The following is a 13330-nucleotide window of genomic DNA, read 5'->3' on the forward strand; positions in this document are numbered from 1 at the left end:
ATAACCATGTTTACTGAGAACTAAGTTTACTGATAATTATATATTCTTATCCTTTTAAATTGAGCCACATTGCCAAGGGCTTTGCCAATGACTAAACAATATCAAAGCTTTAATAGCCATGCTATAACCTACTATAACGCCCGTGCCCAAAACATATGCACCTTGATCACTAGGGGTGGTCATTCATGAGTAAAAATAATAGTCTAGCCCTGGTTATTATTAGCCTAGGATTATTTTTCGCTATCTATGTAAATAACACTGTTGATAAAACCTGGTTAGAGCAATCCTACCTCTATGATACTTACCAAACAGACTCAGGTGAAAATGCTTATATATATAAGGGCAAAGAAGTCATCATCAAAGATGTGGTGCCCTACCATCAATCACCGCTAAAACAAGAAAACTTAAACCTAAACCTAAACCTAAACATAGATTCAAGCACAAATGAGCTAAGTCACCCGCCACTATTGACACAGCAGTGGGTAGAAAAGGACGACCAGCAATTAACACTGCTTAAACCCGCCTTTCACTTTGGCCTGTGGTCATTGTTGCCTGCTTTTATCACCATTGCTTTATGCCTGCTGACTCGAGAGCCGTTAAGCTCACTTTTTTCTGGCATCGTAGTAGGCTCTATAATGTTAGGTCAATACGATTTAACCGATGCGGTGATCATTCCCAATTTAGCTAAAGAAGGTACGGCTGGGCTGTTATTACTGTATCTATGGTTATTAGGCGGCTTATTAGGGATTTGGTCTAAAACCGGTGCAGCCCAAGCTTTTGCTAATTATATGACCGAGCACTTTGTTAAAGGCCCACGTTCAGCCAAGCTTATTTCCTGGCTGCTAGGCATCTTATTTTTCCAAGGCGGCACTATGAGTACCGTTTTAGTAGGTACCACAGTTAGGCCATTAGCTGATAAAGCCAATGTCAGCCACGAAGAAATGAGTTATATCGTTGACTCAACCGCCTCTCCTATTGCCTTAGTTATCGCTTTTAATGCTTGGCCTGCCTATGTGCAAGCGTTAATTTTTGTTCCTGGAGTAGCCTTTTTGGCGACAGAAGCAGACCGAATAAGCTTCTTTTTTAACAGTATCCCTTTTAGTTTTTATGGCATTATCGCCGTAATAGGCACCTTATTATTATGTTTAAATATCACCACTTTTTCCGGTAAAAGAATTCGTCATGCTCAACAAAGAGCCCAAAAAACAGGTCAATTAGATGCTCCTGGTGCAAGACCATTAAGTGCTAAAGAGTTACAAGCTTGTAATGTGCCGTCGGGATATAACTCCCATGTCTTAGAATTCATCCTACCTTTGGTCACCCTGATAGCTATTGCTGTTAGCACTTTTATCTATTTAGGCTCACCTAAAATCAATTGGGCTTTTGGCGCAGCTTTACTCTTGTCTGCTGGCATTGCCTTAATCAAAGGCATGACCTTAACTGATGTTGTTGACGGCTTTGGAAATGGTTTAAAAGGCGTGGTGCTTGCTTCAGTGATATTAATGCTCGCGGTGATTATTGGTAGTATCAGTAAAGAAATTGGCGGCGGCTTGTATTTAGTGTCATTACTTGGTGAACAACTGCCCTTTTGGCTGTTACCGCTTATATTGCAGTTAATTACTATGGTTATCGCTTTTTCTACCGGTACCAGTTGGGGTACCTATGCAATCGCGTTTCCATTAGCTATGCCTTTAGCTTGGGCTGTTTGCCAATCTCAAGGGCTGGCTAATCCCGAGCTATTTATGATGGTTTGTTTTGCTACAGTGCTTAATGGTAGCGTCTTTGGCGATCAATGTTCACCGATATCAGATACCACCATATTGAGTGCCATGACCACTGGTTGTGATTTAATGGACCATGTTAAATCTCAGTTAGTACCGGCGACATTTGCGGCAACGCTTGCTGGCTGTTTATGGACACTCACCGTTTACTTTTTTGCTTAAAGTAACTATTGATACACTCACTTAGGAGAGAAAAATGCGCTTACGACATATTGAGATTTTTCACGCCATTTACACCACGGGCTCAATAACGAATGCGGCTAAAATTTTGCACGTTTCCCAACCATCGGTCAGCAAAGTGTTATCTCACGCGGAAATGCAACTCGGTTTTGACTTATTTAAACGGGTTAAAGGTCGTTTGATCCCAACCGATGAGGCAGAAATGCTTTTTGATGAAGTAGACAAAATATACCAACAAATGCGTTCTATCAAGAATACCGCAGAGAACATTAAAAAATCTGAGTACGGTCAAATTAGCTTAGCTGGCAGTCCCGCTTTAGGTTTCGATGTTATGCCAAGTGCCATCGCAAAATATCACCAAAAACATCCTCAGGTAAACTTTAACGTACAAACCGTTCATAACGATGCGGTCATGCAAACCTTGTTAGAGCATAAATGCGACCTAGCCATTTTGTTTGCGCCAAATATCATGCCTGGCGTAATCTCCATTGAGTTGGCCCAATCAGAATTGGTTATTGTTTACCCCAAAGCGAGTTTTCCGGATGACCCGACAGAGTTAAGTCTAAACCAACTTCAAGAGTTTGAATACATTGATATTGGCGACAGTGGCCCTTTGGGCGAGCTACTCTGGACTAGAATGATGCAAGATAACATCACCCTAGAATCGCTAATAAAAGTACAAACCTATTTTATCGCCGCCAGGTTAGTCGCCCAAGGTGCCGGTATTTGTGTAGTCGATAGATTTACCGCCGAAGGTAATTTATCAGACAAAACCGCCATTGCCTCTTTTAATCCGCCATTAAGCTTTCCTGTCAACGCCTTGTATCTTGAAAACAAAAGTCTGTCTAAAGTGAGCGAAGAATTCCTGTCATATTTAGTTGCCGAGTTTGCCGTAATCTCTGCATAAGGAAGTAAAAATAACAGCGGAAATTTTATTAATAAACTTCCGCGATAGCTTCTTCAACTAAGTTGACCAGCTGATCATAACCAAAGACAAGCAATGGCTTACCATTGACAAAAAACTGTGGTGTCGCACGTACTTTTAAGATTTGTCCGTCTTGCTTATCTTGGGCAATAATTTTAGCCACTTTACTGCTTTGCCAATCGTTATCAAGTTGTTCATGGTCTAGCTCAAGGGTTTTTATGCCCGCTAAAGCACTTTTTGGATTTGATACATGATGTTCAACCCAGCGCGCTTGATTGGCAAATAACAACTCAACTGCTGGCCAAAACTTGCCTTGCATATGTGCTGCTTCAAGCATTTTAACTACATCTTCAGAGCCTTGGTGTAACGGCGCATAACGCATAACAACTTTCACTTTACCCTGGTATTTTTTAACTAAGTTATTGAGTAACGGGTAAAACTGGCTACAAGTACCACAGGCAGGGTCAAAGAACTCTACTATGGTTACCTTGGCATTTTTACCGCCTTTTGTTGGTGCGGAAATACGATCCAATGCTGGTAGGAGATCGCTAGCTATTGTTGATGGTAGTTGGCTTTTGTACATAGCCACTGCCGCAATAAAAATAATGCCAATAAAGGCGGTAACGCTAATAAAAAGAGTTTTATTGTTCATGATGATTCCTAATAAGTGTCCTGGGTAAATTGTTTTTTAGATAAATAAAGTAAAAAGCCTATAAGGCTGAAAGTGAATAATGCCATCATTGGAATGTTTATAAAGCCAAGTATGCTAAATTGTACTTCAGAGCAAGGCACTCCTTGTACACAAGGTTGTGCTGATTCAGGAATTAATCCAGCAACCACTAGCACATGAAATAACGCCACCAACCAACCAAAAATAACTAACGGGCTTACATAGCGAATTACCTTAATATCAAAAGGAAATAGTGCTAACGGCAGCATTATAACTAAGGGGTAAAGGGCAATACGTTGATACCAACATAATACACAGACCGGTAGTTGTACTATTTCGCTAAAAAATAAGCTAATTAAGGTGCCACTGGTAGCTAATATCCAAGCAAAGAACAGTAAATTCCAACTATGGCTGCTCTTAACTACGATTGTTTTTTTATTGTTCATTTGCCTTTATCTTTCCATTATAAATGAGCGCTATCTGCAACAAATGTCGATAGATAGCTTATTTGAACTGTTTAAATGTGTGGTAGATAATAACAATTTTAACGACAGTTATCAGTATGATTTATATCACTATGCTGGCAATTTCTGCTAAGTTTGTTTTAAGTCAGAAAAATGGCTTGTTCGGCTTAATATTTTTGCCATAGAGTAAGTGCAGAAGTTAATGAAAGAGCTAAGGAGATAAACCACTTATGATTGGCTTTGGTGTTTTCCACATATTCGATAATACGGCGGTTAGGCTTAGCTATTGCTACTTGAACCATGACCTCATCACTATCACCTTTTCAATTTTACCTTTCCAATAATCACCTCATCAGCAAGTGGACTGGCTGACATAGCGTTATCTAAATAGATAAGTTGTTGAAAAATCACCTCGGTCGCGGATAAAAATAGACCTTGATTAATATTAGCGTAATCATCAAATTCACTGTGATAATTTTTATGTGTACCGACACCAAAATATATAAAAGGAATGCCTGCCTTACTGAAGATGCCATGATCGCTTGCCATGCGCCAATTTGTTCTATTAAAGCTTAAACTTCTCCGCCTATGGCTTTTAAAGCCAGCCGTTAATTGCGCTTTGGAATGAGCTTTAAAGTGCCTTTGTAATTTAGTGAATTCGCTAAGGTTTGCCGAGGTAAGCACCTTATCCAGATCCTTACTAATAAAGCGCAATCTCTTGGTGTGTTTGCTACCAGCAATCATATCTAAGTTAATGTTAAGTTTAAATTTACTGAGTAATTTTTCCTGCTCGGTAATAAAGGCTTTAGCGCCCAATAGGTTAACTTCTTCGCCATCAGTAAAAAGTAAGATAACACTATGCTTTAAAGGGGTTTGACTTAACCGTTTAGCGTAGTGCAATAAAGCTGCAGTACCGGAAGCATTATCATCAGCACCGTTATAGACTTTATTACCCTTATTACCTAGATGATCATAGTGAGCGCTTAGCACAATATATTCATCAACATGGTGAGTACCAGGTATGTAGGCAATGATATTTGTGCCCTGCTTTGATTGAAAAAATCCCCATTGCTCGAAATGGTGGCGATATTGATGGTTAAATCCCGCTATATCAAGTGCTTTAAGCGTAGAGACAAGATAAGACTGACTGTGCAAACTGCCTTGGCTAGCAAATTTACGCCCGGAAAATTCATCCGAAGATAAAACCCGTAAGTGTTCAAGTATCATTAAGCTATCTTCATGCGCCATTGCCGATGAAGGTGATAGCTTTGCAGCACCCCAGCTAATAGGTGTGCTTAGTAATCCGATCAGTACAATTAATACATTAACTTTTTTATTATCAAATACTCTCAATAAGGTTCTCAATATGTTAACAATGGTTGCTAGTGCCTTGTGTCATGGTCTGTAGAACCTTGGTATAGGAGAAAGTTAAGTTTAGCAATATATTGTCTTTGTGTGTCTTTTGCTCTGGTTAGAGCTACCGCTTTATTCATTGCTTTTTTAGCGAGCGGCAGTTTGTTTTGCTGGTAATAGGTTTTAGCCAGACCAAAGTAAAATTCATGCTGCTCGTCATTAAGTTGAATTGCTTTTTTGTAATGTTTTATTGCTTGTGGATATAGCTGATTAAAATAGGCTTCATTAGCTAATAAGGCATGATAGTAAGGGTTTTTTACCCTAGCTCTATAAATGAATTCCTCTATCGGCTGCGCTTCACTAACACGCCCTTGTTTATGAAGTAATAAAGCGAGATTGCCCAATGAGGTATAATTCTTACTATCTAGACTAATAGCATGACGGTAGGCATTTTCTGCCATAGTATAATGGCCGTTTAACTTATATAAAATACCTAAGTTACCCCAAGCTGAGGCAAATTGATTATCGGTTTGTGAAGCCTTTTTAAGGTATTGATAGGCAATGGAGTAATTATTATTTACCATAGCCTCAGCACCTTTATTGTTATAAAACATAGCCAGCAAGGTGTGCTTTTTAATCGCATGTGATGGAAAGTGCTTTTTAGCGACAAAGGGGTCAAAGTCTATTCTGGTGGTTTTATCCCCCCAGATCACATATCGACTAATACCTTTATCTTCCTTTACCAAAAGATTTACATGGCCTGCTATTAGATTATATTGACCATTGCGTACCCAATATTCGGGCACATCGACCTCTTGAAAACTAACATTCATGCCGGCTTCTTCAGCCAAGGCATAGGCCATTATCGTGAGTGACATGCAGTTTGCTATTTTACTTTGATATGCCTGACTAGCAGTAACATTGGCATTTCCAGAGTAACTTATGGCTATATTCTCTTCATCAAACAAGTGTTCAAGCAATATAATGGCTTTTTTCTGCGCAGGAAGATTATTCATTAACTTAGCTTGCACCATAGCGCGCATGTCATCATCCAATTGAAAAATTTCTTGCTCTGTTTCAATTACAATGGGGTTTTCGGGATAGAAATGACTGTCTAGGTATAAATTTACCTGAGGGCCGTTTTGAGTAGCTTGGAAGTTTTGATTACTTTGACATGCAAGTAACAGAGGTAAACAGAATAATAGGCTATAAAATCGATTTTTCATGATCACTCCACTACACAAGTAATGCTAGGAATGATCTCAGCCTATTACAAACAAGATAAACTAGCTACTTGCTTAAGTAGCTATTCATATTTGATTACAATTTATGCAGTTTTGTCTCTGACTGTTTATGCTCTTCTTTAATGATTAACTAATGCTATTAACAGCGTTAGCGCTCACCGTTACCTAATAAATAAACTAAGCGTAAACTGGTATTGTGATCGGAAGTATTGGCATTGGTACTATGGTAAAAGCGCCAGTCTAATTGCAAAGCAAAATTACTATTTAACTTGTAATGTACACCAGCACCCGCATTCACTTGGAATCTTTTAGTATCGATTTCCCTTTTCCATAGTGTTTCGCCAAAACCTGTGGTGAGGTAAGGTCTAAAGTCGTTTTCACTATTAAAGTAAAATTGACTATCTAAACTATAGTTTTCATAGTTAATTTCTATCGGGCTCAAACCGTCAGTAAATTTACCTTTAGAGTAAGTGACTCGACTTGAAAATTGACGGGTAAAATATAAACCTAGACTGTACTCAGTGGTTTTATCACCTTCAATTTCCCATAAACTATCTAGCGTAGTATGACCCACACCATAACTAACACCTATGATACCCGTATCAATAGGATCTTTTTGATATGAAGATCTTTTCATTGTGCTTGGTGTATAACTACCACCATCACCAATTTGTAAGGATATATTAAAGTTTATTTGCGTATCTGTTTGACCGCTATCACCATAGGGGATTTCGTTAAAGCTAACAAAACCTGTACCGGCTTTGATAATTTCTTTACCAAACATATTATTAATGCCAACACTCATACTATCAACAGGGTCTAGAAAGAATAATGCGGTGCTACCTAGCATGCTTGAACCCCAAACAGTGCTCCCCCCTTCTCTAATATCCATTTCAGTATTAAAAGCCCACTCACCGTATGCCCAGCCGAGTACCGGAGTAATAACTAAATCTTGAATAGAAGGTACTTCTGCGAAGGCTTCAATGCCATATTCCCAGTAGAAAGTCGACATGATCGTTGCGTACATAAAGGCGTCCCATTGACGGTACCCTGATTTACGCGCTACTTGATAATAAACACCACCAAAATATGGATGACCAATAAGGTTTAACATACCGGTGTCTCGATCCCATACCGGGCCACCTTTGACGTTGTCAGACCATTTACTGAAAATACCTTCTTCTTTATCCCAGTTAGAAATATCTTCTGGTAATAAAGCAATTAAACCGATAACACCAAAGCCGTAGGCAAAAATCGAGTTGGTTTGTGACCAAAGTCTGTCACTGTCTTCACCGTTAGCGTCTGAAAAAATCGACACTTGAAAAGGTGAATCATAAAAGTCAGTGGGTTGTGTTGAATTTTCCCAGAGAGTATTGGTCGCCATTTCTCGATAAATTTCATCAAGATTATCAACGGTAATTTCAGGGGTAAGCACAAGTTCATTTTCAGTCTGCTGTTTTGTCTCAGCAATTTGTGGTTTAGACTCTGGATTCTTCTTATCTGGAGAAATTTCTTGAACAGAGTCTTCAGTAAAGCCTTGAGCAAAAGATTGGCTAGGTAATAATGCAGAGATCGCGAGTGATACGGCTAAAGCAATAGTTTTAATATTGTTGGTCTTATTTGAATATTTATTCATGTCCATAATGGTCAAGCGCAGATCCTTAATTATTTACAATACATAATCACTTTATAAGCAGTAATTACTTTCTTTATTTATGAAAAAAGCCACTAACTTTTCAGCTAACGGCTTGTTTGATTTTGTCGGTGCGATCGAGAGGTGATAGCTAACAGGATTACAAAAACCTACCGCTGTTAAAGTTCAACACCAACAACTGAAAAATCAATAACTTAAAAGCACAATGTCGAATTAGTTATGACAGTTTATGTCAACAAAACCAATTACTAACCAGAGTATACTTCTAAAGAGCCGCATTATATTCTGTTACCTTGAACAGAGCAAGAAGCGACTAACAATTGATTACCAGTATGAACTATTAGACTGAGTGGCTCGGTACATGCCTTTAGTATAAAAAGATAGGCTGATATTGCCCTTGGTATCAATAATGATACCGTAAATGGTGTAACTACCGTAACCTGTACGGGAGGCTGCGTTTTCGGCTCAAGTTTATTAGCGGCAATTTCGGCTTGTGATGCTGGAGGAAGATGCGTTAATATTTGGGGGGACGTGCAGGAAGAAACGGGCCCTTCAGGCGAAGCTGAAAGGTAAAAAACCCCTATGTATAAGCTGAGAAATATAAATTGTGATTTCTTAGCTTATTTATATATTTAAAAGGAACATTAAAATATGGATCAGAAAATAAAGCTAACCTCTTCAATAATTTTAAATTTTATTCTACTGTTAACATTGTTTTATTTTTACTCTTCAACAACTGAGACTTCTTTAGCAGTTAAACCAGAAAATCAAAGTAAAACGACTACATTTCATGAGAGCAAGCTATGCGATAAAATATCAAGTGAAATTAACGCTGAAAGCCCGGTACCCACTTCATCTCAACACGCGACTGAAACTCCCCTTAAAAGTAATAATTCACCTTTAGCTCAGCAAAATAATATGCCTATGAGCTATGAGAGAATGCTTGAGATAGAAAAAGAATTTATAGAAACACGTGATAAAGCTTATGGATATTTCATGAAGATACGAGACTTCCCAGGCGCCTTTGAAAATGACGAATATGACGCTGAATGGTCCAGTAAAATGACCAATGATATTAATGATTCAGTTTTGTTTGATGCTGAGAAGGGGGTGAATAGATTCCCTGCTATAGCGGTTGATGACCTTGAGTGTCGCGGCAGCTTATGTAAAATTGATTTTCAACATATATCTGGCAATGTAGCGGATTGGGATACACAAAGAAGTGAACTTCGGGACAAATTAATGAGACTCGGCGGCAGTGAAAATCAATGGGACCGTGCAGTGAAAACTTCTTGGCTTGAGGACGGAAGAATTCGCTACTACATCAGTAAAGGGGTAAGCGAACTAGAGCCACCATTAGACTAGAACTAACAAATAGTAAGTTTAGTTTATAAAGGTTCATCAATCTCTGTACTCAAAATTCGCCTCTATAGTTATCATGTTTAATATTTTACCAAGCCAGCGACACTGGCTTGGTTACAGAGCCTGCAATAACTATATTTTATCAGTTAACAACCTGTCTGTTATATCTACGATTTATATCCAAATTAATGATCTATTAATCATCTTTAAAAATGCCAACATAGGTGGGTGAACCATTGGATTTAGTTGCTCGATACATGCCTTTAGTATTAAAAGGTAGGCTGATATTACCTTTAGTATCAATAATGATAACACCACCCGTGCCGCCTACCGGCATCAAGACATCATGAATGACTTCATTTCCAGCTTGTTCAATTGATTTGCCTTGATACTTAACTCGCGCACAAATATCGGCAGCAACATTATAGCGAATAAAGTACTCACCATGACCGGTTGCAGACACTGCACATGATTCATTTTCAGCAAAAGTACCAGCGCCGATAACCGGTGAATCACCAATTCGGCCAAAGCGTTTATTGGTCATGCCGCCCGTACTGGTGCCGGCAGCAATATTACCCATTTTATCTAAGGCAACAGCACCCACGGTACCTACCTTATATTCAGTCGCTAACGCTTGGTGAGCAGCTTGATAATCTTTTAATTCATCTTCGGATTTTTTCATTTTAGCTTTAGCGCGCAACAGTGATTTATAACGGCCTTCAGTATCAAAAATTGTATTATCAACCAAGGCAACTCCCTGCTGAGTGGCAAACTCTTCCGCGCCATCGCCACTTAACATCACATGAACTGACTCTTCCATTACCAACCTAGCTAAATCAATCGGATTTTCAATGTGCTTAACACCCGCAACAGCGCCTGCTTGACGATTTTTACCATCCATAATTGAGGCGTCCATTTCATGGGTCTCGTTATGGGTATAAACAGCGCCTTTGCCGGCATTAAAAAATGGCGAGTTTTCTAAAACATTAATAGCTGCTGTTACCGCATCAAGGCTTGCTCCGCCTTTATCCAGTACCGAGTAACCCGCTTCAACGGCTTCGGCTAATTTTGCGCGGTAAGCTTTTTCTCGTTCAGGGGTAAATTTTTCTTTTTTGATAGTACCGGCGCCACCATGGATAGCGATGGCAAAAGGTCTTTCAGTCGCTTGTGCTAAAGCTGCTGTTGATGACATCATCATGATTGCCGCTAACGAAACTGAAAGTGATATGTTGTATTTTGACAAAATGTATTTCCTTTAATTATTGTTTTCATTTACTTTTTTATTATATTTTTTATTCGAACATTAGGGTCTGTTGAACTTTCGAGATTACTTTTACAGCAACATGTTTGATATTTAGGCAAGGCAGAGCAGAGCATGTGAAGTGTAGCGAGCTACATGAACATACGATAACGCCGTATAAATTTCAAACAAGTGCTGCCCTTTGGGTTCATTTAAAACGAACTTACTCCTTGTTGCTCGATTTTTTAATAGAATAACTATGATACAAAGCTCGAGCCGCGATTAAGCCCATTTTAAATTGAATAAATTTTAACCCTGAAAGATCAACAGACCCTGATAAGTAATAACTTGTTATGACTTTAAGGGTGACCCCAAAGTTCAACGGGTAAATTTTTTATATTACCGTTATTTATCTGTAAACCGAAAGGTCTATCTACCTTAATGAGCAGAGGTGCATCTAAATCAACATAACTTGCTTGAGTCGCCAAAATTAAGCCTGGCGCCATAGACAACGAAGTACCTACCATACAGCCAACCATAACTTGCAAGCCATTACTTTTTGCCAACTTGGCCATTTGTACGCCTTCGGTTAATCCGCCACATTTATCCAGTTTAATGTTAATAACATCATAACGCTGGGCGAGATAAGGTATATCGCTACAAGTGTGGCATGATTCATCGGCGCCAATAGGCACTGAAAAACTTTTACCTTTTAATATTTCATCTTGATTAGCTTTGAGAGGTTGCTCTATTAAAACAATGGGTAAATGTTTTATCGATTTAGCCACGTGTTCAAGCAGTACGATATTCCAACTTTCATTGGCATCAATCAGTAACTTGGCCTTGGGAGCATTTTCATGCACCGCATTTAATCGCTCAAGTACCAATTCTTCATTCAATTTTATTTTTAACAGCGGCAAGTTTTTAAGCAAGGCTGCAGCTTTGCCCATATTTTCCGGGCTGTCGATACTGATGGTTTGTACTGTGGTGATATTTTTTGGCTCGATTAAACTCAATTGTTGAGCAACACTTGTTTGCTCGGCTTTAGCAGCTAAATCCCACAGAGCACAATCAAGAGCATTTCTAGCCGCGCCAGCGGGGAGCCAATGTTGCAACTGCTGACGGCATTGACTTAGCTCACCGCTAAAGGTTATCAGTTTGTCACGTATAGACTCAATAGCATCGATAACGCCACTAACACTTTCACCAAAACGCGGCGTTGGTACACATTCACCAAGACCGAATAAGACACCCTGAGCAATAGTGACTTGTACCACTTCAGTTTCACTACGACTACCACGAGCAATAACAAAAGGTTTTGCCAGCGGCCATATTTCTCGCCTTATCATCAGGCTAAGGTTACTCATAGTAGCTTACCCAAGATCAGTGGTTTTTAACTGAGCGACAAATTTTTCGCAGCCCGTTATTAAGGGATCAAAACAAGGCACATTAAATTCTTGTTCAAGTGCTTTAATCAAGGCTCTACCCTGCTCTTCACCCACCACGCGACAGTTAAGTGAAATTCCGGCAAGTTTCACCTTAGGGTTCGTTAAACGGGCAACACTAAGGTTAAGTTCAATACAGCTAGCCAAATCAGGAACATTATAGTCTGGGATGTCTTTAATATTATTACGCCCGGCTTCATGACACATGACCAAATAATCGGCTTGCGCACCATGTAGCAAGCCCATACTAACGCCGGCACAGGATGGATTGAACATAGAGCCTTGGCCTTCAATAATATCCCAGTGATTATCATCCGCCGCATGGGAAATTAACTCTACAGCACCGGAAATAAAATCAGCAACCACAGCGTCGATACAAATACCATTATTGGCAAGTAGTAAGCCGCTTTGGCCCGTTGCTTTAAAGCTGACATCAAAGCCTTGTAAGTGCATTTCCCGCTCTATGGCTAAAGAGGTGTACATTTTGCCAACAGAGCAGTCAGTACCCACTGTTAAAATACGTTTTCCACTGCGTTTACTGCCAGTACCAACCGGGATATCTGGAATTTGATGGCGTAGGTCAAACAGTTGTCCGCCATGTAACTTTGCCGCCGCATAAATACGAGGAATATCAGCTAATTTCTGGTGCAAGCCACAGGCAACGTCTAAGCCTTGCTCAAGGGCGTCAACAATGTCATCAATCCAGCTTTGTTCAATAATACCGCCACTGTTGGCCAAGCCAACAACAAAGGTTTTAGCCCCTAAACTCTTAGCTTCTTTGGGCGTTAATCTGGCTAAATATAAGGTTAATGGATTTCCAGCATGTGCGTATTCACCTAAACAAAGTTCCGGTCGCCATTGTGCAATACCTCTAGAGGTCTTTATCGCCAAAGGCTTGTTGGCATCACCAAGATATAATAGATAAGGAGGACTAAATTTCATAATACATACCCACGAGTAAACAGCTGATTAATTCAATATGGATATCTTATGTTACTTGTGGTTAAACAGG

12 protein-coding genes are annotated in these 13330 nt (G+C 39.4%); 3 read left to right on the plus strand and 9 right to left on the minus strand.

Annotated features, from left to right (window positions below):
• Positions 1–185 precede the first annotated feature (185 nt).
• A complete protein-coding gene (locus tag HRT55_RS16335; RefSeq protein ID WP_291622954.1) occupies positions 186–1943 on the plus strand; it encodes a Na+/H+ antiporter NhaC family protein in 1758 nt (585 codons plus the stop codon).
• 34 nt (positions 1944–1977) lie between these two features.
• Positions 1978–2868, plus strand: coding sequence for a LysR family transcriptional regulator (locus HRT55_RS16340; protein ID WP_291622955.1), 891 nt, complete (start codon positions 1978–1980; stop codon positions 2866–2868).
• A gap of 28 nt (positions 2869–2896) precedes the next feature.
• Here HRT55_RS16340 and HRT55_RS16345 read toward each other — a convergent pair whose 3' ends face one another.
• The 6 genes from HRT55_RS16345 to HRT55_RS16370 form a co-directional block, all read right to left on the minus strand.
• Positions 2897–3538, minus strand: a complete 642-nt coding sequence (locus tag HRT55_RS16345; RefSeq protein WP_291622956.1) for a thioredoxin domain-containing protein — start codon at positions 3536–3538, stop codon at positions 2897–2899.
• Positions 3539–3546: 8 nt separating this feature from the next.
• The gene (locus HRT55_RS16350; RefSeq protein ID WP_291622957.1) at positions 3547–4002 is read right to left on the minus strand and encodes a disulfide bond formation protein B; all 456 of its coding nucleotides are present in this window, start codon (positions 4000–4002) and stop codon (positions 3547–3549) included.
• Positions 4003–4187: 185 nt separating this feature from the next.
• Entirely contained in the window at positions 4188–4322 is a 135-nt protein-coding gene (locus HRT55_RS16355) for a hypothetical protein (protein WP_291622958.1), read from the minus strand.
• 13 nt (positions 4323–4335) lie between these two features.
• A complete protein-coding gene (locus tag HRT55_RS16360; protein WP_291622959.1) occupies positions 4336–5373 on the minus strand; it encodes a M20/M25/M40 family metallo-hydrolase in 1038 nt (345 codons plus the stop codon).
• A gap of 29 nt (positions 5374–5402) precedes the next feature.
• Positions 5403–6599: a tetratricopeptide repeat protein gene (locus HRT55_RS16365; protein ID WP_291622960.1), complete on the minus strand. Its 1197-nt coding sequence runs from the start codon at positions 6597–6599 to the stop codon at positions 5403–5405.
• 166 nt (positions 6600–6765) lie between these two features.
• A complete protein-coding gene (locus HRT55_RS16370) occupies positions 6766–8259 on the minus strand; it encodes an acyloxyacyl hydrolase (protein WP_291623090.1) in 1494 nt (497 codons plus the stop codon).
• Between the two features lie 663 nt (positions 8260–8922).
• On the opposite strand from HRT55_RS16370, the gene HRT55_RS16375 reads away from it, so the two are divergent.
• On the plus strand, positions 8923–9636 hold the full coding sequence (locus HRT55_RS16375; protein ID WP_291622961.1) for a hypothetical protein: 714 nt from the start codon (positions 8923–8925) through the stop codon (positions 9634–9636).
• Positions 9637–9829: 193 nt separating this feature from the next.
• On the opposite strand, the gene HRT55_RS16380 is transcribed toward HRT55_RS16375, so the two are convergent.
• From HRT55_RS16380 to HRT55_RS16390, 3 genes are all read right to left on the minus strand, one after another.
• Positions 9830–10831, minus strand: a complete 1002-nt coding sequence (locus tag HRT55_RS16380) for an isoaspartyl peptidase/L-asparaginase family protein (protein WP_291623092.1) — start codon at positions 10829–10831, stop codon at positions 9830–9832.
• Between the two features lie 401 nt (positions 10832–11232).
• On the minus strand, positions 11233–12240 hold the full coding sequence (gene dgcA / locus HRT55_RS16385; protein ID WP_291622962.1) for an N-acetyl-D-Glu racemase DgcA: 1008 nt from the start codon (positions 12238–12240) through the stop codon (positions 11233–11235).
• A gap of 6 nt (positions 12241–12246) precedes the next feature.
• Positions 12247–13260 carry a DUF1611 domain-containing protein gene (locus tag HRT55_RS16390; protein ID WP_291622963.1) on the minus strand — a complete coding sequence of 338 codons (1014 nt, stop codon included), beginning with the start codon at positions 13258–13260 and terminating at the stop codon, positions 12247–12249.
• Positions 13261–13330 lie beyond the last annotated feature (70 nt).

Origin of the sequence: Colwellia sp. (assembly GCF_013214175.1) — a bacterium.
Lineage (GTDB): Bacteria > Pseudomonadota > Gammaproteobacteria > Enterobacterales > Alteromonadaceae > Colwellia.

Bases quoted from the DNA above. Each gene is read 5' to 3' on its own strand.
- HRT55_RS16390 (WP_291622963.1), bottom strand. From the start codon at position 13,260: ATGAAATTTAGTCCTCCTTATCTATTATATCTTGGTGATGCCAACAAG.
- HRT55_RS16375 (WP_291622961.1), top strand. From the start codon at position 8,923: ATGGATCAGAAAATAAAGCTAACCTCTTCAATAATTTTAAATTTTATT.
- dgcA (WP_291622962.1), bottom strand. From the start codon at position 12,240: ATGAGTAACCTTAGCCTGATGATAAGGCGAGAAATATGGCCGCTGGCA.
- HRT55_RS16365 (WP_291622960.1), bottom strand. From the start codon at position 6,599: ATGAAAAATCGATTTTATAGCCTATTATTCTGTTTACCTCTGTTACTT.
- HRT55_RS16345 (WP_291622956.1), bottom strand. From the start codon at position 3,538: ATGAACAATAAAACTCTTTTTATTAGCGTTACCGCCTTTATTGGCATT.
- HRT55_RS16355 (WP_291622958.1), bottom strand. From the start codon at position 4,322: ATGGTTCAAGTAGCAATAGCTAAGCCTAACCGCCGTATTATCGAATAT.
- HRT55_RS16370 (WP_291623090.1), bottom strand. From the start codon at position 8,259: ATGGACATGAATAAATATTCAAATAAGACCAACAATATTAAAACTATT.
- HRT55_RS16350 (WP_291622957.1), bottom strand. From the start codon at position 4,002: ATGAACAATAAAAAAACAATCGTAGTTAAGAGCAGCCATAGTTGGAAT.
- HRT55_RS16335 (WP_291622954.1), top strand. From the start codon at position 186: ATGAGTAAAAATAATAGTCTAGCCCTGGTTATTATTAGCCTAGGATTA.
- HRT55_RS16380 (WP_291623092.1), bottom strand. From the start codon at position 10,831: ATGATGATGTCATCAACAGCAGCTTTAGCACAAGCGACTGAAAGACCT.
- HRT55_RS16340 (WP_291622955.1), top strand. From the start codon at position 1,978: ATGCGCTTACGACATATTGAGATTTTTCACGCCATTTACACCACGGGC.